Annotated in this window: 20 protein-coding genes; 8 read left to right on the top strand and 12 right to left on the bottom strand. The window is 38.4% G+C overall.

The annotated features are described in order from the left end of the window. The first annotated feature begins 292 nt into the window (after nucleotides 1–292). Nucleotides 293–835, top strand: coding sequence for an REP-associated tyrosine transposase (locus tag ACT29H_RS11510; RefSeq protein WP_444821777.1), 543 nt, complete (start codon nucleotides 293–295; stop codon nucleotides 833–835). A 352-nt stretch (nucleotides 836–1,187) separates the two neighbouring features. Here ACT29H_RS11510 and ACT29H_RS11505 read toward each other — a convergent pair whose 3' ends face one another. The 7 genes from ACT29H_RS11505 to ACT29H_RS11475 form a co-directional block, all read right to left on the bottom strand. Next, the gene (locus tag ACT29H_RS11505; RefSeq protein WP_444821776.1) at nucleotides 1,188–1,466 is read right to left on the bottom strand and encodes a DUF3861 domain-containing protein; all 279 of its coding nucleotides are present in this window, start codon (nucleotides 1,464–1,466) and stop codon (nucleotides 1,188–1,190) included. Nucleotides 1,467–1,649: 183 nt separating this feature from the next. Then, the gene (locus ACT29H_RS11500; protein WP_444821775.1) at nucleotides 1,650–2,582 is read right to left on the bottom strand and encodes a helix-turn-helix domain-containing protein; all 933 of its coding nucleotides are present in this window, start codon (nucleotides 2,580–2,582) and stop codon (nucleotides 1,650–1,652) included. A 710-nt stretch (nucleotides 2,583–3,292) separates the two neighbouring features. Further along, nucleotides 3,293–4,387 carry an RICIN domain-containing protein gene (locus tag ACT29H_RS11495; RefSeq protein ID WP_444821774.1) on the bottom strand — a complete coding sequence of 365 codons (1,095 nt, stop codon included), beginning with the start codon at nucleotides 4,385–4,387 and terminating at the stop codon, nucleotides 3,293–3,295. A 1,586-nt stretch (nucleotides 4,388–5,973) separates the two neighbouring features. Further along, nucleotides 5,974–6,549 (bottom strand): DUF998 domain-containing protein, encoded by a 576-nt coding sequence (locus ACT29H_RS11490; RefSeq protein WP_444821773.1) that lies wholly within the window; start codon nucleotides 6,547–6,549, stop codon nucleotides 5,974–5,976. A gap of 1,106 nt (nucleotides 6,550–7,655) precedes the next feature. Then, nucleotides 7,656–7,919: a hypothetical protein gene (locus ACT29H_RS11485; RefSeq protein ID WP_444821772.1), complete on the bottom strand. Its 264-nt coding sequence runs from the start codon at nucleotides 7,917–7,919 to the stop codon at nucleotides 7,656–7,658. A gap of 363 nt (nucleotides 7,920–8,282) precedes the next feature. Then, nucleotides 8,283–8,843 carry a sigma-70 family RNA polymerase sigma factor gene (locus ACT29H_RS11480; protein WP_444821771.1) on the bottom strand — a complete coding sequence of 187 codons (561 nt, stop codon included), beginning with the start codon at nucleotides 8,841–8,843 and terminating at the stop codon, nucleotides 8,283–8,285. A 148-nt stretch (nucleotides 8,844–8,991) separates the two neighbouring features. Then, nucleotides 8,992–9,441, bottom strand: a complete 450-nt coding sequence (locus ACT29H_RS11475) for a DUF4395 domain-containing protein (RefSeq protein ID WP_444821770.1) — start codon at nucleotides 9,439–9,441, stop codon at nucleotides 8,992–8,994. A 927-nt stretch (nucleotides 9,442–10,368) separates the two neighbouring features. Between ACT29H_RS11475 and ACT29H_RS11470 the strand changes: the two genes are divergently transcribed. The 3 genes from ACT29H_RS11470 to ACT29H_RS11460 all read left to right on the top strand — a co-directional run bounded on the left by ACT29H_RS11470 (nucleotide 10,369) and on the right by ACT29H_RS11460 (nucleotide 12,932). Next, nucleotides 10,369–10,962, top strand: a complete 594-nt coding sequence (locus tag ACT29H_RS11470; protein WP_444821769.1) for an outer membrane beta-barrel protein — start codon at nucleotides 10,369–10,371, stop codon at nucleotides 10,960–10,962. A 51-nt stretch (nucleotides 10,963–11,013) separates the two neighbouring features. Beyond that, the gene (locus tag ACT29H_RS11465; protein ID WP_444821768.1) at nucleotides 11,014–12,078 is read left to right on the top strand and encodes a sensor histidine kinase; all 1,065 of its coding nucleotides are present in this window, start codon (nucleotides 11,014–11,016) and stop codon (nucleotides 12,076–12,078) included. Between the two features lie 98 nt (nucleotides 12,079–12,176). Continuing rightward, nucleotides 12,177–12,932 (top strand): LytR/AlgR family response regulator transcription factor, encoded by a 756-nt coding sequence (locus ACT29H_RS11460; RefSeq protein WP_444821767.1) that lies wholly within the window; start codon nucleotides 12,177–12,179, stop codon nucleotides 12,930–12,932. Between the two features lie 255 nt (nucleotides 12,933–13,187). On the opposite strand, the gene ACT29H_RS11455 is transcribed toward ACT29H_RS11460, so the two are convergent. From ACT29H_RS11455 to trxA (ACT29H_RS11440), 4 genes are all read right to left on the bottom strand, one after another. Then, the gene (locus ACT29H_RS11455; RefSeq protein ID WP_444821766.1) at nucleotides 13,188–13,889 is read right to left on the bottom strand and encodes a DNA-binding domain-containing protein; all 702 of its coding nucleotides are present in this window, start codon (nucleotides 13,887–13,889) and stop codon (nucleotides 13,188–13,190) included. 390 nt (nucleotides 13,890–14,279) lie between these two features. Next, entirely contained in the window at nucleotides 14,280–14,789 is a 510-nt protein-coding gene (locus tag ACT29H_RS11450) for a hypothetical protein (RefSeq protein WP_444821765.1), read from the bottom strand. A 319-nt stretch (nucleotides 14,790–15,108) separates the two neighbouring features. Beyond that, complete coding sequence (trxA, locus tag ACT29H_RS11445) at nucleotides 15,109–15,567, bottom strand: thioredoxin (RefSeq protein WP_444821764.1); 459 nt, start codon at nucleotides 15,565–15,567, stop codon at nucleotides 15,109–15,111. 45 nt (nucleotides 15,568–15,612) lie between these two features. Continuing rightward, nucleotides 15,613–15,972, bottom strand: coding sequence for a thioredoxin (gene trxA, locus ACT29H_RS11440; RefSeq protein ID WP_444821763.1), 360 nt, complete (start codon nucleotides 15,970–15,972; stop codon nucleotides 15,613–15,615). 316 nt (nucleotides 15,973–16,288) lie between these two features. On the opposite strand from trxA (ACT29H_RS11440), the gene ACT29H_RS11435 reads away from it, so the two are divergent. After that, the gene (locus ACT29H_RS11435; RefSeq protein WP_444821762.1) at nucleotides 16,289–17,689 is read left to right on the top strand and encodes a CCA tRNA nucleotidyltransferase; all 1,401 of its coding nucleotides are present in this window, start codon (nucleotides 16,289–16,291) and stop codon (nucleotides 17,687–17,689) included. 156 nt (nucleotides 17,690–17,845) lie between these two features. Further along, entirely contained in the window at nucleotides 17,846–18,370 is a 525-nt protein-coding gene (locus ACT29H_RS11430) for a TrmH family RNA methyltransferase (protein ID WP_444821761.1), read from the top strand. On the opposite strand, the gene ACT29H_RS11425 is transcribed toward ACT29H_RS11430, so the two are convergent. Next, a complete protein-coding gene (locus ACT29H_RS11425; protein WP_444821760.1) occupies nucleotides 18,367–18,867 on the bottom strand; it encodes a hypothetical protein in 501 nt (166 codons plus the stop codon). The genes ACT29H_RS11430 and ACT29H_RS11425 overlap by 4 nt on opposite strands. Before the next feature lie 495 nt (nucleotides 18,868–19,362). Between ACT29H_RS11425 and ACT29H_RS11420 the strand changes: the two genes are divergently transcribed. After that, the gene (locus ACT29H_RS11420; RefSeq protein ID WP_444821759.1) at nucleotides 19,363–20,820 is read left to right on the top strand and encodes a monomeric [FeFe] hydrogenase; all 1,458 of its coding nucleotides are present in this window, start codon (nucleotides 19,363–19,365) and stop codon (nucleotides 20,818–20,820) included. Between the two features lie 174 nt (nucleotides 20,821–20,994). Next, entirely contained in the window at nucleotides 20,995–22,905 is a 1,911-nt protein-coding gene (gene dnaK / locus ACT29H_RS11415; protein ID WP_444821758.1) for a molecular chaperone DnaK, read from the top strand. Nucleotides 22,906–22,982: the final 77 nt, after the last annotated feature.

The following is a 22,982-nucleotide window of genomic DNA, read 5'->3' as shown; positions in this document are numbered from 1 at the left end:
TAATCAGTAAGTCCTAATTTCAGAGAGTGAAGGAAAATTGTTCTAGTGCGGGATTACAAATCCCGGGATAAAAACGTTGTGGATTCGGAAATCCACAACGACACGTCTGCGTGGCTTTGTAATCCACGCAGAACTAAAGATAAAAATTATAGATTTGTAATCAAGAGGAAACAGATTGAAACGAGCATGGCAACTTTTGCCACAAAAAAACATGTATAAATTTGATTAAGCCATGCGAGTTCCATCAGACCAATGATTTAACCTAATTTTATACTGAAGAAAAGAATGAGGTATGGATATAGCTCGCAGAATAACCCGTGAGATATATTTTTCTACCATGACTGTTGTAAACTGGGTAGATGTATTCACTCGACCTTGTCATAAGCATATCATAGTTGATGCCTTGAAATATTGTCAGGAAAATAAAGGGTTAATACTGTATGCCTGGGTTTTGATGAGTAACCATCTTCATTTGATTTCAGGCGCAAAAGAAGGTGTAAGACATTCTGATATTATCAGGGATTTTAAAAAATTTACCAGCAAAAAAATAGTTGAGGCCATTAAAACGCAAGCAGAAAGTCGGAGAGAGTGGATGCTGGATATTTTTTACAAAGCCGGGCGGTATAATAAAAAAATAAAAAATTTCACCGTTTGGCAGAGGGGAAATGCTGAACAAGAGATATTTCTTGAGGATTTTTTGAAGCAGAAATTAAATTACATCCATATGAATCCTGTAGTCGCAGAAATAGTTGACGAGCCTCATGAATATAAATATAGCTCTGCAAAAAATTATGCGGGTGAGCCCGGCTTGTTGCAAGTGGAATTATTGTTTTAGCTATATTTTCATTGTCACGTCTGCGTGGATTACAAATCCCGGTATTAAAGCGTTGTGGATTGCAAATCCCTGGATTAAGACGTTGTGGATTACAAATCCACAACGACGATATTTACAATCCACAAAAGCAAATCCAAAGGTAAAGATATTGATATATCAGGCATAAAAGCCAATGAATTATAATTTTTGGCTAAGTGGAAAATACGTAATTTAACGGGGTTGCATATCACGGAAATAGAGCGTTGTGGATTCGGAAATCCACAACGACGATGGAAAAAATAAAAACGAGCATGACCGTTAAGATGATCTGATTTAAGGCATGCTCGTTTCGTTTATTTTTATATACTGCCGATTACACAATCTCACCTCTGTTTTTTATACTTCCCTTAAGGTTTTTCATGAAATCCTTGAAATGAGGCAAAAAATCTTTGAACAGCGGCATGTTTTTGTTATTCATCATCACGCCCGAAAAAAGTTTTAGTCCCACGCCCAGAGCAGCGGCATCATCTTCATTTAGGTCGGGCAGTTTTTTAAGCCTTTGGGCAATTTCCAACACGTTTTCGTGGTTATTAATTTCGAATACCAAACTATCTTCACCTGATACTTCTTCAACGGTTACTTTATACTTCATGGTCTTACCTTTTTTGTTAAACATGATTTTCTGAATTTAATGTCAGCCTGACGACTGACCGATTAATAAATAATGAACAATACAAAAGTAGGACCTGCAGCGGTGCCAGATAATACACTAAAAGCGGGAATGATGATACTTTTCAACGGAAGGCTGGAATGGTGGAAGGAATAGATGGATAAGCTAAGTTGGTAGTTGATATTTTTTTCTGGTTTCTTCGCGGAATTGGATTGGACTAACCCCTGTTTCGCGGGTGAAAAAACGGCTGAAATAAGAGGGTTCCTCAAAGTTAAGCGAGTAGGCTATTTCGGCAATGGTAAGAGCGGTATTGGCTAATTTTCGCTTGGCCTCGAAAACCAATTCCTGCCGGATAATCTGTCCCGGGCTGTATCCCGTAATCGCTTTTACGGTGTCCCGTAAATGGGTGGTACTAATCCCCATCATTTGAGCATATTGCTGAACGGAACGTATCTTCAAAAAATTATCGGATACCAACTGTCTGAATTTCCGAACCATGGTATTGGTCGGGTCCAGAATGTTTTCAACATGTTCTTCGTTATAGATACGCATCAGCTTAACCAATAAGATGTGAATGTAAGCCCTTATGACGCTCAGCGAGCGGTCGGTACCCCTGTTAAATTCTTCATCGATTGCCTTAAGTAATTCATCGAGCGACGGTAAATCGTGCTTATCGATACAGAGTTGTGGTGCCTGATTCAGACTGTTGAAGTTGAGGATATCGCTTTCGGTACGGGCATTGGTGGCAGGCGAAATCAAGAACTCGCGCGGAAAAAGCATGGCTTTCCCTTTCAGGGGTTTTGTCAGTTGCCAAAAATGTATCTGCCCTTTGGAGATGAAGAAGAAGGAAGGCGGTTTTAATTCGTAGGGTTCGTAGTCGATGATATGTTGTCCGGCGCCCTCTTCAATGAACAAAATCTCATAGTAGTCGTGCCGATGCGCGTGAATGGTATTGGCAGCCTGTGTCTTGTTGCCAAATGAGGTCATCACAAACGGAAAGTCGGCCGTGATGCCATCTGGTATATATCCTTTTAGATTACTTATATGATTGGGTGTTTCGGAATATTTGTGGAAGGGGATATCCTTTTTTTTATCCATTTTTCTGAAAATTGGATTCAAAAATACTTAAAATTAATGGGTTGTGGGGTAAAGATATTGATTTATCAGGCATAAAAGCCAATGAATCATAATTTTTGGCTAAGTGGGAAAAACGTATTTTAAACGGGATCGCAAATCACGGAAATTGAGCGTTGTGGATTCGGAAACCCACAACGACGATGGATTCGGAAATCCACAACGACACGTCTGCGTGGATTTGTAATCCACGCAGAACTAAAGAAGTGGATTTACAATCCACAAAAGCAAATCCAAAGGTAAAGAGATTGATATATCAGGTATAAAAGCCGGTGAATTATAATTCATTTCCGGGATTGCAAATCCCTGGATTAAGACGTTGTGGATTCGGAAATCCACAACGACCATGGCTAAGTGGGAAAAACCGTAATTAAAACGGGATTACAAATCCTGTGAATAGTGCGTTGTGGATTAGGAAATCCACAACGACGATGGAATTAGTAAATTTCGATTTATTTCAGTCGTGTTTTTAAAATTTCCTTCACCTTATAATATAACGATTGTTATTGTTGATAATAACAGTCTGTTCCTGTATTTAACTTTAAATGTTTGTTATAAAAAAAACCATAGACTCGCAAATATAAAATATTTAAGTTTGCAAATCTATGGTTAATGTAAAATGATAATAATTATCTTTTATAAGATAATTATTTGTTTAGTTATATTTTTATCTTCTATTGTGGTATAAAAGGTCTACCTGTTCTTGAATTAATCAGATACCATTCAGTAGATATTGCACTATGATCATCCCATAAGTGTATATCATTGCCGTTATTATCGTTTTTGTTTTCTTTTAAGCAAATAACTTTTCCGCTTTTGTGGTAGATTTTAAATCTGCCGTTACCGAGATGTTTTAAATAAAACTGTTGTGCCGAATTATTTGCCTGTTTTTCCCAACCCTGTATACGAGTCCCTTTACTTGTTTTTCCGTCTTTACAGTCTAATGCAAGTCCTCTGTAACTATAGTCTCCCGATGTTATTGTGTAATAGGCACTATTACGACTTTTCTCAAAGTGAAACCTTTTATTAGGGTTTGAGTCTTTGGTCCAAATATCCATCAAATTGCCTTTTCTGTACCAATCTGGGTGTTTTCCAGGAAATTCCAAATATCCTTTATTACTGCGTCCGTAACTCATTGCCGATTGTATGTAATATATTCCTTCGGGAACTTTTTCTCCTTTAAGACTTACTTCTTCAGTAAGTACTTTATTTGTTGGTAGTATTGCTTTTTTTGTTGCAGCATCTAATATGTACCATTCGTTATGCAAGCCATCATGGTCACGCCAAACTTGTACATTTGTTCCATTATTTGCACCCTCATTTTCAAGGTTTACAATTTTGCCATTTTTTGTATAAATTTTATAACGTCCGTTGCCGAGATGTTTAAACAGAAACTTCTGGTTGTTTCCACCGTTTTTTTCCCATATACCTATATTTTTGTTATTGGCAACATCTATTCTGGAAGATGGTATATCAGCGATATAAATTTCGTACCAACCGCGTTCGTTAGATTTTACAAGAGTAAATCTTTTTGTTAGAGCATTGTCTAAACTCCAAACTCGAATATTATCACCTTTTGCTGCCATTGAACCACCGCCTGGCTTTTCCCAAAATCCTTTGTTACTTCTGCCATATTGAACAGCTGATTGTATCAATATTTTTTTCCCGGTTGGCAGTTCAGCAGATATTGATGGTTGTGCATCTGCTGTTATAGTTATTCCCAGAAGGATAATCATTACTGTAATAACTTTTGAAAAAAGTTGTTTCATAATTACTTAATTAAATGTTAATAAAATATTAAAAATTTCCTGCTTTTAACTATTTTAGAAACTCGTCTAAGCTTTTATTTACACAGGTTTATTAGATTTTCTCCTGATTTTATACTTCATTTCCTCATTAGGGAATAACTTTCTTATGCTCTATAACGGTTCTGTAGTAAGCAAAGTTTGGGATTTTAGTTAGGGAATAACTTTCTTATGCTCTAAAACGGTTCTGCATTAAGCAAAGTTTGGGATTTTAGGCCGGTTTCACTATCACCCGTTGCAAGAAATAAGGAAAAAACGCAAATGTAATATTTTGTCTGTGAACCTCCAAAAGCCTAAATTTTTTTGAACGCATGTTAACGGTTTTTTGAGCGTTTAAGAATTGTTAAATGTTATAAATTACCTTTTACCTTTAAAGAATACTACTCTTTAGCAACATTCTGTTCTATTTTTAAATGCTATTCACTTTGCATAAAGTAAACTTTGTCATTCCTTCGTAGGCGTGGCTTTGTAATCCACGCCGGAAAAAAACATTGGATTTGCAATCCCCCAAAAATTGTTCCAAAAAAAAGTTGATGGAAAAAATTAAAAGATAGTCAGTAAGTTCTAATTTTAGAGAGTGAAGGAAAATTGTTCTAGTGCGAGATTGCAAATCCCTGGATTAAGACGTTGTGGATTCGGAAATCCACAACGACGATTTTACAAATCCACAACGACGATGTTTTACATTTAATGTAGACTGCACGTCTGCGTAGATTTGTAATCCACGCAGAACTAAAGAAGAGGATTTACAATCCACAAAAGCAAATTTAAAGGTAAAAAGTTGATGGAAAAAAATTGAAAGATAGTCAGTAAGTCCTAATTTCAGTGAGTGAATGAAAATTGTTCTAGTCCGGGATTGCAAATCCCTGGATTAAGACGTTGTGGATTCGGAAATCCACAACGACGATTTTACAAATCCACAACGACGATGTTTTACATTTAATGTAGACTGCACGTCTGCGTAGATTTGTAATCCACGCAGAACTAAAGAAGAGGATTTACAATCCACAAAAGCAAATTTAAAGGTAAAAAGTTGATGGAAAAAAATTGAAAGATAATCAGTAAGTCCTAATTTCAGAAAATGAAGGAAAATTGTACTAGTCCGGGATTGCAAATCCCTGGATTAAGACGTTGTGGATTCGGAAATCCACAACGACGATTTTACAAATCCACAACGACGATGTTTTACATTTAATGTAGACTGCACGTCTGCGTGGATTTGTAATCCACGCAGAACTAAAGAAGAGGATTTACAATCCACAAAAGCAAATTTAAAGGTAAAAAGTTGATGGAAAAAAATTGAAAGATAGTCAGTAAGTCCTAATTTCAGAAAATGAAGGAAAATTGTACTAGTCCGGGATTGCAAATGCTGGGATTAAGACGTTGTGGATGGCAAATCCACAACGACCAAAATAGAGCGTTGTGGATTCGGAAATCCACAACGACGATGGCACCTAATTTAGCAAATAAAAACCGAATAGAAAATCCTCGAGGATTTTCGTAAGTAGGCTATAACTAGCAATAAATTATATACGGTATTGTGCGTAGTTTTATTCCACGGTTTTTAGTTTATGCGTTACATATGCCGAATAAGAAATAAATCCAAACACAAAAACTCCAAATATTCTTTGAGTTAGACCTCTTTGTTCCATTGGGTCTAATCTTGCAACCATAGCCCAAAAATATAGGAAGATAGTAAGTGCCGAAAGAATGGAAATTATTTTCGTCATACGACTTATATCGAAGTCTTTCATTTCATACAAAAATGCGAATGGAAGCATCATTATTGACAATCCAATTCCATAAAGTCCGTGCCAAGGTGAACCTATTTTATATATTGCTCCAAATAAGAACGTAATACCGAAGATTATTGTCAAAACTGAAGTAATAGTAAATTGACTTTTAAATTTTAAAATCAGTCCAATTCCATAAAAGATTGCAGAAATTCCAGTAAGAAAAATTCCTATGTTAAAAATACTACCAGCAGTTTGATTTTCATTAATAGCTAATTCGCTTGCGTGTTGTCCAATATGAGTATAATCGGAAGCAAATAATCCAGCTATAATTACAGTTCCAAAATATAATATAGGTAAATATATACCTTGCTTTAAAAAAAAATCTTTCATTTTATATATTGGTTTGAGTTTGTCTTAAACTACGCACAACGGTTTTGGCTATGCCCAGTAAGGGTTTCAACGCCAGTCCATTTCAATTTATTTCTATTCTTCATTACTTGTACCTATTTTCAAATTTGGACTATCGCCCTTATTGGGTATAGCCTGTGTGTGTGCCCTGCATGTGCTGCAGTACCCCCACACCCGATGTTCTAGAAAAATTTTGAAATTACAAATTCTCTTCAAAAAACCGCGGGTTGGGGTGTATTTATTTTATCCAGAGGGTGAAGAAAAATTGTTCTAGTCCGGGATTGCAAATCCCTGGATTAAGACGTTGTGGATTACAAATCCACAACGACGATGACAAAAAAGACGGTGAATTATAATTTAGGGCTAAGTGGGAAAACGTAAATTAACCTCGTAGGCGTGGATTTGTAATCCACGCCGGAAAAAACATTGGATTTGCAATCCCCCAAAAATTAATCCAAAGGTAAAGAGTTGATGGAAAAAATTGAAAGATAGTCAGTAAGTCCTAATTTCAGAAAATGAATGAAAATTGTTCTGGCCCGGGATTGCAAATCCCTGGGATTAAGACGTTGTGGATTGCAAATCCACAACGACGAGAAAAATTGAAATATAATCAGTAAGTCCTAATTTCAGAGAGTGAATGAAAATTGTTCTAGTGCGAGATTGCAAATCCCTGGATTAAGACGTTGTGGATTGCAAATCCACAACGACGATGTTGATGGAAAAAATTGAAATATAGTCATTAAGTCCTAATTTCAGAAAGTGAAGAAAAATTGTTCTAGTCCGGGATTACAAATCCCTGGATTAAGACGTTGTGGATTACAAATCCACAACGACGATGTTGATGGAAAAAATTGAAAGATAGTCAGTAAGTCCTAATTTCAGAAAGTGAAGAAAAATTGTTCTAGTCCGGGATTACAAATCCCGGGATTAAGACGTTGTGGATTGCAAATCCACAACGACGATGGATTATAAATCCACAACGACGATGACAGAGTGGCAAGCTGGTATAGGGGCGTTGTGGATTCGGAAATCCACAACGACGATGCAAATCCACAACGACCGGGTGAGGATATGCGGACCTCTATTCTTTATTTCAGGTTATCCAGTTTTTGATAAATCGACTCTTTGAGTTCCGCAATGTCATCTTGCGTAATTTGTTGCTCTTGCAACCTCGAAATACCCGTTTCCAGCAGTTCACTCTGTTTTTCATAATTGGCACAAGCCTTACAAACCATTTTATGAGCCTTTAGCTGCAGGCGTTCAATGAAACTGAGCTTAAAGTGCATTTTTTTTTCAATGAGCTCCGTGGCTTTTAAACATGAAAGAAGGAGTATATGTATAATTCGTTTCATCCGTATAAAGTTTATTTAAGTCATTGGCCGAATGGAACTCGCATGATCTTAAGTTTTATACATTCTCTTGTTGTGACAAACTTTTTTGCTCATGCTCGTTTCATTCGTGTAAAATTTACCTACTTTATTGATATATTGATTCTTAAAAGTAGTCATTAGTCATTTGTGGTTAGAGGTTAGTCAATTGTCTATTTAGTTTATCAATCTCACCAATCTCTTCAATCCATTCAATATCATTATCTAACGACCTAATGGTCTATTGACCTAATGACCTTACAGTGCTTCTGCCTGTGCAATTCTGCCTATATTTATACCTGTTCTTGTTGTGAAAAGCTTAGCTGGTCATGCTCTTTTTCTTGCAAATCAATTTTTAAACCAGTTGTTTTCAACACAATCTCTTAGCTGTAACTTAGCTCTGTGAACAATCTGCCAGAAATTAGTAGGGGCAATACCCAATTCCTGACATATTTCCTGTCCGTTTTTTCCCGACAGGTATTTTAACTTAACGCAGATGTTCCATTTTTCGGGCAATGCATCCAGGCATTTTTTCAATACCTGCTGAAATTCGCTGTCATCCAGCAATTGTGGTTCCTGGACCTCCCACTCGTTGGGGTGTTTGTTATCCTGCCAGCCGCCATCGGCATTAAACAAGGCCGAGAACACTTCCGGGTCCATATTCACCGGTTGTTTGACCTTTTTTCGGTACACATCCACAATTTTGTTGTTGAGAATGGAAAACAGCCAGGTTTTGGGCGAACTATCCCCTTTAAACCCGTCCAGTTTTTCTACTGCTACCAGAAACGTATCCTGAACCAGGTCCTTAGCCAGTTCCTTATCCGATACTTTGTGCAATGCCCACGAATATAAATCACCGGCATAGCTCTCTACCAGATGGGTGAGGTCTACTCTCTTTTCCACTGACATTTATGAAGAAATTTAAATACCACAACGTGTTTTTGTCAGGCGCTACTCTGATGGCCATTGGCTTTGGCACCATTGGTTAAAGGTAAAAAAAAGATTTTTTATCTCTATAAACTTATCTGTATTCCTGTCATTATGAAACTCGTATGGCTTATCCTTGCGGTTTATACAGACTGTTATATACAAAAGGATAAATTTTACAGGCCACACAAATGCCAAAGGCCGCTTCCAGAAAAGAAAACAAACCAAGGATGGAGGTCAGAATGATGGCTGTTGCCGGGTATTGAAGTATGGTCGTCGCCAGTATGGCAACACTAACGAGAAGACCAATGCGCGCAGCAAAAATCTTTGGTCCGGCATTAATCATCCGTGGCGGTAAAGACAATTGCTTTACCATTTGCCGCGAGATTATTCCTATCGGGCTGTAGGGCGACAGCCTGGTCGACCTCAACAAAAAATCGAGTGCCAGAAAGGCGATGAGCCAGAACCATCCACTATAGACGAAAGCTAACAATATCAGAAAGGTAAATGCCCCGTTGATTCTTGCAACGTTTTCATTGATCTTATGTGGCGATATGGGGCAAAAGGCGTATGTTTTCATATTCTGTTTGAATCATTAATGTTTGTACGAATTATTAATTTAAAGAGATGGGCATACCATAATGTTTGGTGCTGCCGGTTCTTCTTTTAATGTGTCGGGAATTTGTCGGGGGAATACCCCATTCCTGACAAATTATTTTTAAATAATTTTTTGTTACAAAGATAACATGCATTAAGTGCACAGGCAGAAGGGGGAAGAAATTAAAGTTTATTATTTCGGGATAGTTTTATCCTTGGGCCGAGCTCATGCCAGGTCTTTTGGTTAATGTATGTGAAACGCTTCCAAGCCTTAAGCAGGAACCTTGAAAGCCCCTTTCAAGAATCTTGAAAGCCCCTTCCAAGAAATTTGAAAGCCGCTTCCAGGAACCTTGAAAGCCCCTTCCAAGAAGTTTGAAAGCCGCTTCCAAAAACCTTGAAAGCCCCTTTCGAAAACCTTGAGAGCAGCTTCCGAGAACCTTGAGAGCAGCTTCTAAGAATATTGAAAGCCGCTTTCACATCTGTGTGGAATTGCAATCCCAAAAAACTAATCAATGTATAGGTTAATGAAGATAAAGGACGAAGGATAATCGGTAAGGTTTAATTTCAGCAAATGAGGTAAATAATAAGGCATAACGGGGTTGCAAATCCACAACGACGATGGGGTATTAAATAACCCTACCATTGAAAGAATCGATCAGTTAAAGACCAAATTATATTTAAGTAAAAACGTGCTTAAATTAATTGACAACGTGTTCAGCAAACAAATATACGTGTTCAAGTTGTTTTGTTTTAGTAACACTTTGAGGCGAAATACTTTTGTGGACTAAGTTTTAATTAAAAAAATAAATGAAACGAGCATGACCAACAAAGTTTGTCACAACAGGAATATGTTTAAATTAATGGTTGTGCAAGGTTCATTATGTCAGTGATTTAGATAAATTTTAAACGGATGAAAACAAAAGTGAAAGTATTTACAATCGTAGGAATGGTTATGTTGTTGACCTCAGGCATCATTGCCCAAAACAGTGAAAAGAAATTTGGATTTGAAATTAATGGGGGTGCCTCAATAGCAACAAAAGAATTAAGCAATACTCGTTTAAATGCTGGTGGTGGGTTTGAATTTTTGTTACATTATCGCTTTGTGCCCCATCTTGGAGCATACGCAGGTTGGGGGTGGAATAAACTACCCGCAGACAATTCTTTTGCTGGTGATGATATTTGTTTCGAAGAAACCGGTTATATTTTTGGCTTTCAGCTTATGCACCCAATAGGTAATTCTCCATTTTCCTATTATGCAAGAGTTGGAGGATTGTACAACCATATAGAAACTGAAAATGCAGAAGGTGATATTATTAACGATACTGGACATGGTTTGGGTTTTCAATTAGCAAGTGGGGTAAACTACTATTTAGGCAAAAACTGGAATTTGACAGGAGGTGTAAAATTCAATTCTCTGAGCAGAGATGCAGATTTTGAGGGAATTTCTAAAAACTTAGATTACCAATATGTTTCTATAAGAATTGGCTTTGTAAAGCAATTCTAAAATGATAACCAACCCGTATCCAATTTCATTTTAAAAATATATATTTGAAAAATGTTATTAAAAATAAATAAAGAACAAATATCTTATAAGCAGCTAATTTGGCTGCTTATAATTTTAGTTCTTACAATACAAATAAATGTAATAACATATAATCATTTTAGCGGCTATTATGTATTAAAAGACTTTCAACATTTTTTAGTAAGATTATTACGCGGTTGTATTTTAAGTTTAATAGCATCCTTTTTTATTGCATATTCAGATATTCTTGTAATTCAATTTTTAAAAAGCAAAGCTCCGTGGGAAACGAAAGTCTTTAAAAGAGTCTTAATTGAATTGAGTTTCACCCTTATTATTGGAGTCCTATTTTCAGTTTTTTTTACGCTATTTGCAAATTTACTAAATCCCTATTCACACACATTAAGTAATGTGCTCTTAAATAATGCTTTAATATTTTCGGTAGTCAATATATTGTTAATATCCATTCTAGAAGGTTTAATTTTTTCCAGGCAAAAAAAAGAAGTTGAAATATGGGCAAATTCATTAAAAGAGGAGTTAGCTCAAATAAAGTTTGAACTATTAAAAAGTCAAATTAATCCACATTTTATGTTCAATAGTTTAAACGTATTATCGGGTTTGATAAGTAAAGATGCAAAAAAAGCTGAACTTTTTGTCGATGAATTTTCATTCATCTATCGTTATGTGCTTGATACCATTGAACAAAAAGTTTCATCCCTGGAAAAAGAGCTTGATTTTATCCGCTCCTACTTTTTTTTGCAAGAAATCCGTTACGGAGAGTCTCTAACCTATGCCATAAACCTACCTGCCTCTATCATGAATTGCTTTTTACCTCCTCTATCTTTTCAGATAATTATTGAGAATGCTATAAAGCATAATGTGGTTAATGAATCAAAACCACTTCATATCGATATCGCTTATGAAGATGATTTTATAATTATTAGCAATAAAATACAAGCAAAAATATCCAGAAGCAAATCAACAGGAATAGGTCTTAAAAATTTACAAAAAAGGTATGCTTTAATTAGTGAGATATATCCTGATTTTTATGTTCAGGAAGACAAGTTTATTGCCAAATTACCCTTGGTTAAACAATTTTAAGTGTTGGATTGACTATAGGTAAAAATAAGATGGAGTAAACGATAGAACAAAAAGTTGAAAATAAAATGACCAGTAAGAATTTTAGAAAGGAATAAAGAATGGAGGTGTTAATTATTGAAGACGAAAAAATTGCAGCAGAAAAGCTGGAGCGAATGTTACAGAAACTTGACGCTACGATTAAAGTCAAAGCCAAAGTTGAATCCATCAAAAAATCGATTAATTGGCTCCTGAAAAATCCTGTCGATTTAATTTTTCTCGACATTCAGCTTTCAGATGGTATTAGCTTTAGTATCTTCAATCAATTACAAATAAACACGCCCATTATTTTTACGACAGCCTATGACCAATATGCGATAAAAGCATTTCAATTAAATAGTATTGCTTATTTATTAAAACCTATTCGAATTAAAGATTTAGAAGCAAGCTTGAATAAATATAAAACACTAAAGTCAAGCTTTGCAATCGATTTTGACAACCTATTAAAGCAAATTCAAAGTAAACAACCTGAATACAAGAAAAGATTTATAATTCAGATAGGTGTTAAGCTTATTCAAGTAGATATTGCAGAAATAGCATATTTCTTTGTTTTTAATAAATCTGTTTATATGAAGCTATTCCGGGGGAATTCATACCCTGTGGAATTTTCACTTGATAAATTGGAAGAACTAATTAATCCAAACGATTTTTTCCGAATCAATCGTAAGTACATCATTAACATTAAGGCAATATCAAAAATGACGACTTTATCTCGTAGTAGAGTTCTGATAGAGCTAACCCCACATCCAGAAAATAATTTAGAAACTATTGTAAGTATTGATCGTGCTTCAAATTTCAAAAAATGGCTGGGCAGATAATCCTCATGTCGGCGTGGCTTTGTAATCCATGCAGAACTAATGATGTGAATTTGCAATCCAAAAAAACAAATCCAGATAAAATGTTATGGATATGGCATGAAGAAGAACTGTTGAGTTATAATTCCTGGCTAAGTGAAAAATAAAGGAATTCATAGGGATTACAAAACCCGGAAATTAAGCGTTGTGGATTCGGAAATCCACAACGATGATGGGGTATTTGTCCGGGCTTGCAAATCCATCACGACGAGGGAATAACTATGTTACTTGCAGTTGTTCTAACAGTTGGCCGGAGCGAATAATGGTTTCAGTAGTCCCGTATTTTTTTCGAACTTCCAGGATATAACTACCGGGTTTTAATGAATCAGGGATGGAGAATATCAGTTTACCCTGTGTTTGTAAGGCAATGGTTGATGTTTTTACCGGTTCTCTGCCATCGGTGGGGGTGAACCAGATACCTTCCGAGTAGTTCTCCGGATCAAATTTTAAATCTTTGCCAATAATGGTGCCGATTCCGCCCGGTGTTAGCAGGTTATTGATTGTACCTGAGGTGACGTCGGTAAATTCGGTGACAATGGGTGCCGGACTTCTGCCGGTGAGCTTTTCTACCCGGGCATTTTGTATTTTTGCCGTCAGCATGGTCCCGGCCTTTAGAGAAGCCCGTTTCGTGTGGCGGGACTCGTCAAAGGTGTCGTCCACATTGTTGAACACCCCTCTGATGGTGGGACGGATTACCGCCAGAGGTAAAACCACGGTTTTGCCCCGGGCCACTTCTTCCGAGGTGACTTCAGATAACAATAAGGCTGCAGCCATAAGGTCGGTTTCGGTGAGAGAGGTTCCCCGTTTCGCTGCTTTCTTGACTATGTCTTTGAGATAGAGAGTGTCGGTGGTCATAACTCTTGCAGTCAGACGATTAGATTTGCGGGTAAGGGGGTTCGATTCTAAGTAGTACTTAATCATGGCTATACAGTTTAAAGGTTATAGACATCATTAAATATTTATGATTGCTAGTTGTTTCTAACTATCGCGATGTGTATGGCGAATCTACAACAACGGTGGGGTTTTTATCAGTATATCGTTTTTTTAATAAATTCATTGTTAATGCTTTGGGTTTCTCAGCGACCATGAAGCCGTTATTAAGAATTCTCTTGGGTGCAGGGAATATTCGGTTTGTAAATAGGCTAAGTTTGATTCGCGGGTTTTGACAATTTTGTGGGTATTAAAGATGTTCCTGCACTGAAGTTTTATGTTTATTCGTTTCCCGGCCGGATTAAGTCTGTAAACAATGTTGGAAAACAGTATTTTTATTGTTCATTTTGCGGATAGGAGAGGAAAAGGGTTAGTTTAATTTTACTTCTCAGCAGCCCACAACAAAATTTTACCCAGCAAGGTGGTTTGGTATTTGGGTATTTTGTCCGAAATGATTTTTTCTATCTGTTCTTCTTTTGCCATAGCAGGCATATCGTCGGATGCAATTTTTTGGATTTCTGCCAAAGTGGCATGGTCAAAAAACTGTGACAAAATATTTTTAAGTTCCTGTAAGGGGTTGGTGGTTTCGTTGGATTTAAGAGGCTCGTTAAGGTTCGCTTCGGTAATACATATTCGAAGCAGCTCTCTGACGCTTTCTTTTACCGGGTCTTCACTTCCGGCGGTGTCGCGTAACGACCAGCTGTTGTATTGATAGTCGGTATTTTCCAGTTCGCGAACGTAGATGTTGTCGGGACCGAAGATTCTTTTCAACACCAGCAGGGTGCCTTTTTTCCAGGCTTGCCAGTTGAAATTTTTATGGTCCAATCCTTCGAGCCGTTCTTCCAGAAGGGCTTTACCGGTGTTTGTTTCAGATGATGTGTTTGTGCTCATGAATCGGTTTTTTGTCTGTTAAATTTAATGATTTCAGGGATAGGATACAAAAAAGGGATTACCATAACCGGTAATCCCTTTTTATTTATGTTTATTTTTTGGGTGATTAATTAAAAAGCGTATTCGTTAAAGTTTTGTGGGAGTAATATTTTTTGAAATTCACCATTAAAAACTCTGATTCCTAAGCTTTCAACTTTTCATCCAAATGTTTATCTAATTTATTGGTCTGATGGAACTCGCAAGACCATTGGTTTATGCATGTTCTTGTTGTGCCAACCTTTGTTGGTCATGCTCGTTTCATCCTTAATGTTAAGAATTTTTATTTCGATACTTTCAGTATTTCTGAAATCATTTTGGTCAACTGTTCTTTGGGTACAAAACCGAGCACAGCCTGAGGTTTCTCATTCAGAGGTATAAAAACAATGGTAGGTAAACTACGGATGCCAAAGGCAGCTGATAGTTCGCGCGATTTTTCGGTGTCTATTTTATATACCTGAATTTTTCCATTGTATTCTTTCTGAATTTCTTCCAATACCGGCGACAACATCCTGCAGGGGCCACACCAGTCGGCATAAAAGTCCAGAATGGCTGGTTTGTTACCTTTGTAGGCCCACTCGCTGTTATTTTCGAAGTCAAATACCTGCTCAATAAAAGCCTGTTTGTCTAAATGAATGACATTAGATTCTGCGGTGTCCCCCCCGGGATTTGCCTTGATGACCGATGAGGACGAAAATAGCAGGAGAATGAGTCCCAGAAATAATGTTGAGTTACTTTTCATGATCGTTGACTTATTAATGATTTACAAAAATAAGAAAGGTGAAGTTTATTTCTCAACCTTTAATACATCTTTAATGGCCCGCTCAAATGTGTCTTTGGGCAAGGCACCCTGTGCCATTTGCGGTTGACCTTCGGTAGGGACGAACAGAAGCGACGGAATACTTTGAATCCCGAACATGCCGGCCAGTTCGCGTTGGTCTTCAGTATCTATCTTATAAATATCTATTTTTCCGTTGTATTCTTCCGAAAGTTCTTCCAAGATGGGGGCTACCATTTTACAGGGTTGACACCAGTCTGCGTAGAAGTCAATCAAACAAGGCTTTTCGCCTTCAAATTTCCATTCTTTATTGTTTTCGAAATCAAAAACTTTTTCTTTGAACGTTTCTTTTGTCAAATGCTCAACCATAATGTTTCTTGTTTTTATTGGTTCAAAATTAGTGAATTTTTTAGATTTTCCAAATATGTAAATTTGTGAATATGTTAATACAATCCCTGTGCCAAAAAATATTGAGTTATGTCAATCTGCCTGCCGATTGAGATTATATTTGTAATTTTGCCCTCCCGATGATCTTATCCTAACAACCCAAAAGGTCAAATAGTTGAATAATCCTGATTTTTAGCGATAAGGATAGGTCTATGTGCTGGACTTTCAAGTTCTTCGGGATTTGTTCCAAATTTACAGGAAGCCAGGGGTATTAAAAATAGAAATGAATTTTACAGGAATGATAAAACATATACAATCGCCGGTATTTAAGGCTATTTCGCAGGTGGCTGACCGATACGACAAAGAGGCATATGTGGTGGGCGGATTTGTCAGGGATTTGATATTGAAGCGTCCTACCACTGATATTGATGTGGTCGTGGTTGGCAGCGGGATAGAGCTGGCAGGTGCTGTGGCCAAGAAACTGGGTGGCGTTAAAGTTTATGTGTTTAAAAACTTTGGAACGGCCATGTTTAAATATCAGGGATTGGACGTGGAATTTGTGGGCGCCCGAAAAGAATCTTATCAAAGAGATAGTCGTAAGCCTATAGTGGAAGACGGAACGCTGGAGGATGATCAGAATCGACGAGACTTTACCATCAATGCCTTGGCGCTTTCATTGAATGAAAAAAGCTATGGGAAATTGGTGGATCCTTTCCACGGCATAAGGGATCTGGAAGCTGGTATTATACGTACTCCTTTGGATCCGATGGTGACTTTTTCAGACGACCCTTTGCGGATGCTTCGAGCCATTCGTTTTGCGGCACAGCTGGGGTTTCGTATCGAAGAGAACACCTATGAAGGAATTGTGTCCCAAAAAAAACGGTTGGAAATTGTTTCCAAAGAAAGAATTTCAGAGGAACTTAATAAAATATTGTTGTCGAAGAAACCGTCGGTGGGCTTCAAGTTGTTGGAGAAAACCGGGCTGCTACCTATGATTTTACCGGAGCTGCAGGCCTTAAAAGGGGTCGAAAAAATTAACGGTATAGGGCACAAGGATAATTTTTATCATACTTTGGAAGTGGTGGATCAGTTGGCGGAACATTCGGATGATCTTTGGTTAAGATGGGCAGCTCTGTTGCATGATATAGCCAAACCGCGGACCAAACGTTTTGACCCCAAACTCGGATGGACCTTCCATTCCCACAACTATGTGGGCAAGAAAATGGTGCCAAAAATCTTTAATCGACTGAGGTTGCCGCAAAACGACAAGATGAAGTTTGTGCAGAAAATGGTGGAGCTCCATATGCGCCCTATTGTCCTGAGTGAAGAAGAGGTTACCGACTCGGCCATTCGAAGGCTCCTCTTTGATGCCGGGGATGATATAGAGAGTTTGATGACTTTATGTGAAGCCGATATTACTTCCAAGAATGAGGTGAAAGTACGTAAGTTCTTGCGTAACTTTAAAATTGTCAGGCAAAAGCTAAAAGAGATTGAGGAGAAAGATCGGATCCGTAATTTTCAGCCACCGGTGTCGGGAGAAGAAATTATGGAAACGTTCGGACTTCCCCCATGCAAAATTGTGGGAGAGATAAAGGCCGCAATAAAAGAAGCTATACTGGAAGGAACCATTCATAACGAGTATGAAGAGGCCAGAAACTTTATGCTCCAAAAAGGGAAAGAGATGGGGTTGAAGTGTTGAAATCTTAGTCCATACGGGTTGGTTGGGAAGAAGTAATTTGGGACCAACGACAAATTTGATGGGACCAAATGATTGTTTGTTATTGAAGTTACCCAAGCGAAAGAGATGATTTTAGAATAGATAGAGCCATTATTAATAAAGACAAAATCTAGATTATTGAATCAGGCCAATAGATTCTTCGCGGATAAACATTATGAGCCTTTTGCTGAAGAAATGGCTCCCATACTAATTGGTTGGCATCTCCAGACACCGGAAAATGCAGGAAGTCTTTTGCGTCTGGCTGCCAATGTTGGATGCCGGTTGGTTTTGTTTGTGAAAGATGAGGCGGAAGCCGTCTTCAAAACAACCAAAATGAAGTATGTTGCAGGGGGCGCTTATGATCAGGTTGACTGGCTTTTCTGTCGTACAGAAGAGCTTCTTCGACATATCCCTGATCAATATACTTTTGTGGCACTGGAAACCGTCCCCGGGTCCAAAAACTTGTTGAGAACTAAATTACCTGACAAAATGGCTCTTATGGTGGGCAGTGAACGGTCGGGGCTCCCCGAAGGGATTAAACTTCCCGGTCAGATAGACGTTCACATTCCTATGTTGGGGCCGGTAAAATCGATGAACGTGTCACATGCCGCAGCCGTTTGCCTGTTTGAGTGGATGAGACAGCATAAACACCTTATACTTTAAAATATGTATCCTATAGCCAGACGAAAGTTGGGCAATATGGATGAATAAGTATTGTGGTAAGTTTTATTGGCATAGGTTATTGTCTCAAATTCCAGTCCATAGCCAATTCCAATTGCTGTTTCGAAATTGAAATGTTTGCCGATATGGCGTCTTAATCCGTACATAGGCACAATAAAAATAAATGGATTAAAGTCAATATTTTCAGATTTTATTCTGAATCCAGGTTGAAATCCGTTATATACCGATATGTAATTTCCACTATTGCCGTCAATTCTTTTTCCTTTTTGAAGCCGTCTGTTAAAGTTGTAGTAATAACGTGGTTCCAAACAAAAATAAGGGACAATACCCCATTGGGGAGAATCGTTCAAGAAGTTCTGAGACCAAAAAAAGCCCCAACTCAATTCACTGCGTAAGGCAATTTTGTTTGTGAGTCTCGACTCATTGTAAATTGTTAATGGAAGAAATAAGGTTTGGACACCCCAAACGCTTTTTTCCACATTTGCATCTTGCGCTTGGCTTTTGACAAGGCAATGGCAGAAAATTAACAGAAAAATTATAAGACGATTCTTCATGAATAATTTTTAAGAAAATAAGGCGCATGATAAAAATTGGGATTATGCGAACTTTGTTGAATATATAGGTTGTAAAAATAATTTGATAATCTATACGTGCAATTCTTTCTAAATAATTTATGAAATGATAGTTGATATATAGATTTGTTTCATATTTTAAAAAATTAAGGTTGACAAAAGTAATAATTGCTTATTGTCGATCAAAAGGATTATTGTATTTTGATAAGTAGAGTTGACCGGGTTGGCGTTCTATTATGAGGGCGCGTGATTTAATAGTATCCGTTTATGGTGCTGTTTTTTGGCAATGATTCCAGATCAATAAAGAAATTTTTCTTTTTTAACAGCGATTGCAGAAATAATTCTTCAATAATCTTTACTTTTGCGGCGAAATAATAAACCAGAAAAATCCCATAGTTTTTTATGGCCTACCTCCAAAACACCATGGTTATTCGTCGAGAACTGCTCGTGCGGTTAACCAGACTGATGAAAGAGAATCTACTAACTGAAAAGATCGACCGTATTCCACTGGAAATGGCGCCCAAAGAGAGGGGTACACGCCATCGGTGTTGTGTGCATAAAGAGAGAGCGGTGATCAAGTATAAGTCGATGCCACTGTTAGGGTTTCGACCCCATGATGAAATTGATGAACTAACGCCGTTGTCTGAATATGCCACCAAGGCGCTTCAGCGGGAGCAGCCTGTGAATAATAGCATGTTGACAGTGGTTGATGAAGCCTGCACCAGTTGTGTGAAGGTCAATTATGTGGTCAGTAATCTTTGCCGGGGATGCGTGGGGCGGTCATGTCAGATGAATTGTCCCAAGGATGCCATAACCATCGATGCCGATGGTAAGGCACGTATCAAAGAAGAAAACTGTGTTAGTTGTGGCATTTGTCATAAAGCATGCCCCTATCATGCGATCATATATGTGCCGGTGCCCTGCGAGGAGGCTTGTCCGGTAGGTGCCATAAAGAAAAATAAGGAAGGCGTGGAAGAGATCGATGAGGAAAAATGCATCCTTTGCGGACGGTGTATTAATGCCTGTCCATTTGGATCCGTCTTCGAAATATCTCAGGCTATTGATGTATTGAGTGCTGTCAAGAAAGGGAAGAAGCTGACTGCTATGGTGGCACCGTCTCTTTACGGCCAGTATGGTGCCAAACCCGGACAAATTATCAATGCCATAAAAGAAGCAGGTTTTGCCCATGTGGTGGAAGTTGCAGAAGGAGCTGCCATAACAGCGCGTGAAGAAGCCGATGAATTTCGAGAACGATTGGAAAAGGGGTGTGGATTGATGACCACTTCCTGTTGCCCTTCGTTTGTGGAAGCAGTGAATAAACATATTCCGGCCATGAAAAAATTGGTGAGTGAAACCCCTTCTCCAATGATTTTTACAGCCAAGATATCCAAAGAACGTTTCCCGGAATCATCCACCGTATTTATCGGTCCGTGCGTCGCAAAAAGAAAAGAGGCTAAAGAATCGGGGCTCGTAGATTATACCCTTACATTTGAAGAACTTGATGCCATTTTTGAGGGGTTGGCAATCGATGTCCATACTCAGGATGAAGGAGCCACTCTGACGATTGTGGATCGTGAGGCGCACGGCTTTGCCAGAAGCAGTGGTGTGGTCAATGCCGTCAAGAAGGTCAGCGAGGATGTATTTATTAAAGAAATAGTGATCAATGGTCTGGATAAAAAATCTATGAATATGTTAAAAGCCTATGCCCGGGGTAAAGTACCCGGCAACTTTATAGAAGTTATGGCTTGTGAGGGCGGGTGCTTATCCGGCCCCTGTTCGTTGGCAGATAAACGAAAAAGGACTAAGTATTTCGAAACGTCTTTAAATCTTTTATATGATCCTGTAGAAGCTAATGAATGAGCTTCTGTCGATTTGTCACGTGGTGCCTGTCACAATACGAGATGATTTTGATTATCCCGTGTCATAATTACATCTTTATTACTTCTTTTGATGATGTTAGATAAATGGCATATCCTTTGATTTAAGAGTTGGTCGATTGTTGAAAAGTAATGAGAACGAAAAATAAATTACACAATGGGAAAAATAATTGGAATTGACTTAGGAACTACCAACTCGTGTGTGGCAGTAATGGAGGGTAACGAAGCTGTTGTAATTCCCAACAGTGAAGGCAAACGTACGACGCCATCAATTGTTGCATTCGTAGAAAATGGTGAACGCAAAGTAGGTGATCCTGCCAAACGGCAGGCAATCACAAATCCTGAAAAAACGATATATTCTATCAAACGCTTTATGGGAAGCATGTTCAATGACATCCCTAATGAGATCAAAAGGGTTCCTTATAAAGTGGTGAAGGGTGACAATAATACACCTCGGGTTCAGATAGATGATCGTCAGTATTCGCCGCAGGAAATCTCTGCCATGGTCCTCCAAAAAATGAAGAAGACCGCTGAAGACTATCTGGGACAAGAGGTCACTGAAGCCGTTATTACCGTTCCGGCCTACTTTAATGACTCACAACGCCAGGCGACCAAAGAAGCCGGAGAAATTGCCGGACTGAATGTGAAAAGAATCATTAACGAACCGACTGCTGCCTCTTTGGCCTATGGTCTTGACAAGAAAGGTCAGGATATGAAGGTAGCTGTCTTCGACTTAGGAGGTGGTACTTTCGATATTAGTATTCTTGAATTGGGCGAAGGAGTGTTCGAAGTGAAATCTACCAATGGTGATACCCACCTCGGTGGTGATGATTTCGATGAAGCGATTATCGACTGGTTGGCAAGTGAGTTCAAAAAGGATGAGGGTGTTGACCTGAAAAAGGATCCTATGGCTTTGCAGCGCTTGAAAGATGCTGCCGAAAAAGCTAAAATTGAACTGTCAAGTTCAAGTAGTACCGAGATCAACCTTCCTTACATTATGCCGGTTGACGGTGTGCCTAAACACTTGGTGAAAACACTTTCCAGATCTCAATTTGATCAACTCACTTACGATTTAGTGCAAAGAAGTTTGGAACCGTGTAAAGTTGCCTTAAAAGATGCAGGTTTAAGTGCTTCTGATATTGACGAAGTTATTTTGGTAGGTGGTTCTACTCGTATTCCTGCTATTCAAAAAGTCGTTGAAGACTTTTTTGGAAAGAAAGCCTCCAAAGGGGTGAACCCCGATGAAGTGGTTGCTGTGGGTGCTGCGATCCAAGGTGGTGTACTCACCGGAGAAGTGAAAGATGTGTTGTTGTTGGATGTGACGCCTCTTTCTCTTGGTATTGAAACCATGGGAGGGGTGATGACCAAACTGATTGAAGCCAACACGACCATCCCTACTAAAAAATCAGAAACCTTTACAACCGCAGCAGACAATCAACCTTCCGTGGAAATTCATGTGTTGCAGGGTGAACGACCTATGGCCAAAGACAATAAAACCATTGGACGTTTCCATCTCGACGGTATTCCACCGGCACCTAGAGGGGTACCTCAAATTGAAGTAACTTTTGACATCGATGCCAACGGGATTCTACATGTGACCGCTAAAGATAAAGCTACGGGTAAAGAGCAAAGTATTCGAATTGAAGCTTCTTCCGGACTGTCGGATGATGAAATCAAAAGAATGAAGGAAGAAGCCGAAGCCAATGCTGAAGCCGATAAAAAAGCCAAAGAAAAAATTGATAAACTCAATACTGCCGATAGCTTGATTTTCCAAACTGAAAAGCAGCTGAAAGAATTTGGTGATAAAATACCGGCCGAGAAGAAAAAACCCATCGAAGATGCTTTGGCTAAGTTGAAAGAAGCGCATAAGAGCCAGGATGTCGACGCCATAGATAAAGCCACTCAGGAACTTAATACGGTGTTCCAGGCCGCTTCTCAAGAGATGTATAATGCCAGTCAGCAGGCGCAAGGCGGACCACAAGCCGGTGGAGAGCAGCAAGCTGATCCATCTGCCAAAAAGGGTGGGGATGACGAAGTGACCGATGTGGATTTTGAAGAAGTAAAATAACAATACGCATTGAGAACTGTTTTTATAGAGGGTTGTCTATTAGGCAGCCCTTTTTTTTGTGGCAGAAGATTGTCCGT

Origin of the sequence: Thermophagus sp. OGC60D27 (genome assembly GCF_052400625.1) — a bacterium.
GTDB lineage: Bacteria > Bacteroidota > Bacteroidia > Bacteroidales > Marinilabiliaceae > Thermophagus.
The sequence above is the reverse complement of the archived record's forward strand: the minus strand, read 5'-3'. Positions and strand labels throughout refer to the sequence as shown.

What these genes read in the sequence shown, in the direction of transcription:
- ACT29H_RS11455 (WP_444821766.1), bottom strand. Translation starts at nt 13,889, where the DNA reads ATGATTAAGTACTACTTAGAATCGAACCCCCTTACCCGCAAATCTAAT.
- ACT29H_RS11420 (WP_444821759.1), top strand. Translation starts at nt 19,363, where the DNA reads ATGGCCTACCTCCAAAACACCATGGTTATTCGTCGAGAACTGCTCGTG.
- ACT29H_RS11475 (WP_444821770.1), bottom strand. Translation starts at nt 9,441, where the DNA reads ATGAAAACATACGCCTTTTGCCCCATATCGCCACATAAGATCAATGAA.
- ACT29H_RS11495 (WP_444821774.1), bottom strand. Translation starts at nt 4,387, where the DNA reads ATGAAACAACTTTTTTCAAAAGTTATTACAGTAATGATTATCCTTCTG.
- ACT29H_RS11505 (WP_444821776.1), bottom strand. Translation starts at nt 1,466, where the DNA reads ATGAAGTATAAAGTAACCGTTGAAGAAGTATCAGGTGAAGATAGTTTG.
- trxA (WP_444821764.1), bottom strand. Translation starts at nt 15,567, where the DNA reads ATGAAAAGTAACTCAACATTATTTCTGGGACTCATTCTCCTGCTATTT.
- ACT29H_RS11470 (WP_444821769.1), top strand. Translation starts at nt 10,369, where the DNA reads ATGAAAACAAAAGTGAAAGTATTTACAATCGTAGGAATGGTTATGTTG.
- trxA (WP_444821763.1), bottom strand. Translation starts at nt 15,972, where the DNA reads ATGGTTGAGCATTTGACAAAAGAAACGTTCAAAGAAAAAGTTTTTGAT.
- ACT29H_RS11490 (WP_444821773.1), bottom strand. Translation starts at nt 6,549, where the DNA reads ATGAAAGATTTTTTTTTAAAGCAAGGTATATATTTACCTATATTATAT.
- ACT29H_RS11465 (WP_444821768.1), top strand. Translation starts at nt 11,014, where the DNA reads ATGTTATTAAAAATAAATAAAGAACAAATATCTTATAAGCAGCTAATT.
- ACT29H_RS11500 (WP_444821775.1), bottom strand. Translation starts at nt 2,582, where the DNA reads ATGGATAAAAAAAAGGATATCCCCTTCCACAAATATTCCGAAACACCC.
- ACT29H_RS11460 (WP_444821767.1), top strand. Translation starts at nt 12,177, where the DNA reads ATGGAGGTGTTAATTATTGAAGACGAAAAAATTGCAGCAGAAAAGCTG.
- dnaK (WP_444821758.1), top strand. Translation starts at nt 20,995, where the DNA reads ATGGGAAAAATAATTGGAATTGACTTAGGAACTACCAACTCGTGTGTG.
- ACT29H_RS11435 (WP_444821762.1), top strand. Translation starts at nt 16,289, where the DNA reads ATGATAAAACATATACAATCGCCGGTATTTAAGGCTATTTCGCAGGTG.
- ACT29H_RS11510 (WP_444821777.1), top strand. Translation starts at nt 293, where the DNA reads ATGGATATAGCTCGCAGAATAACCCGTGAGATATATTTTTCTACCATG.
- ACT29H_RS11480 (WP_444821771.1), bottom strand. Translation starts at nt 8,843, where the DNA reads ATGTCAGTGGAAAAGAGAGTAGACCTCACCCATCTGGTAGAGAGCTAT.
- ACT29H_RS11485 (WP_444821772.1), bottom strand. Translation starts at nt 7,919, where the DNA reads ATGAAACGAATTATACATATACTCCTTCTTTCATGTTTAAAAGCCACG.
- ACT29H_RS11450 (WP_444821765.1), bottom strand. Translation starts at nt 14,789, where the DNA reads ATGAGCACAAACACATCATCTGAAACAAACACCGGTAAAGCCCTTCTG.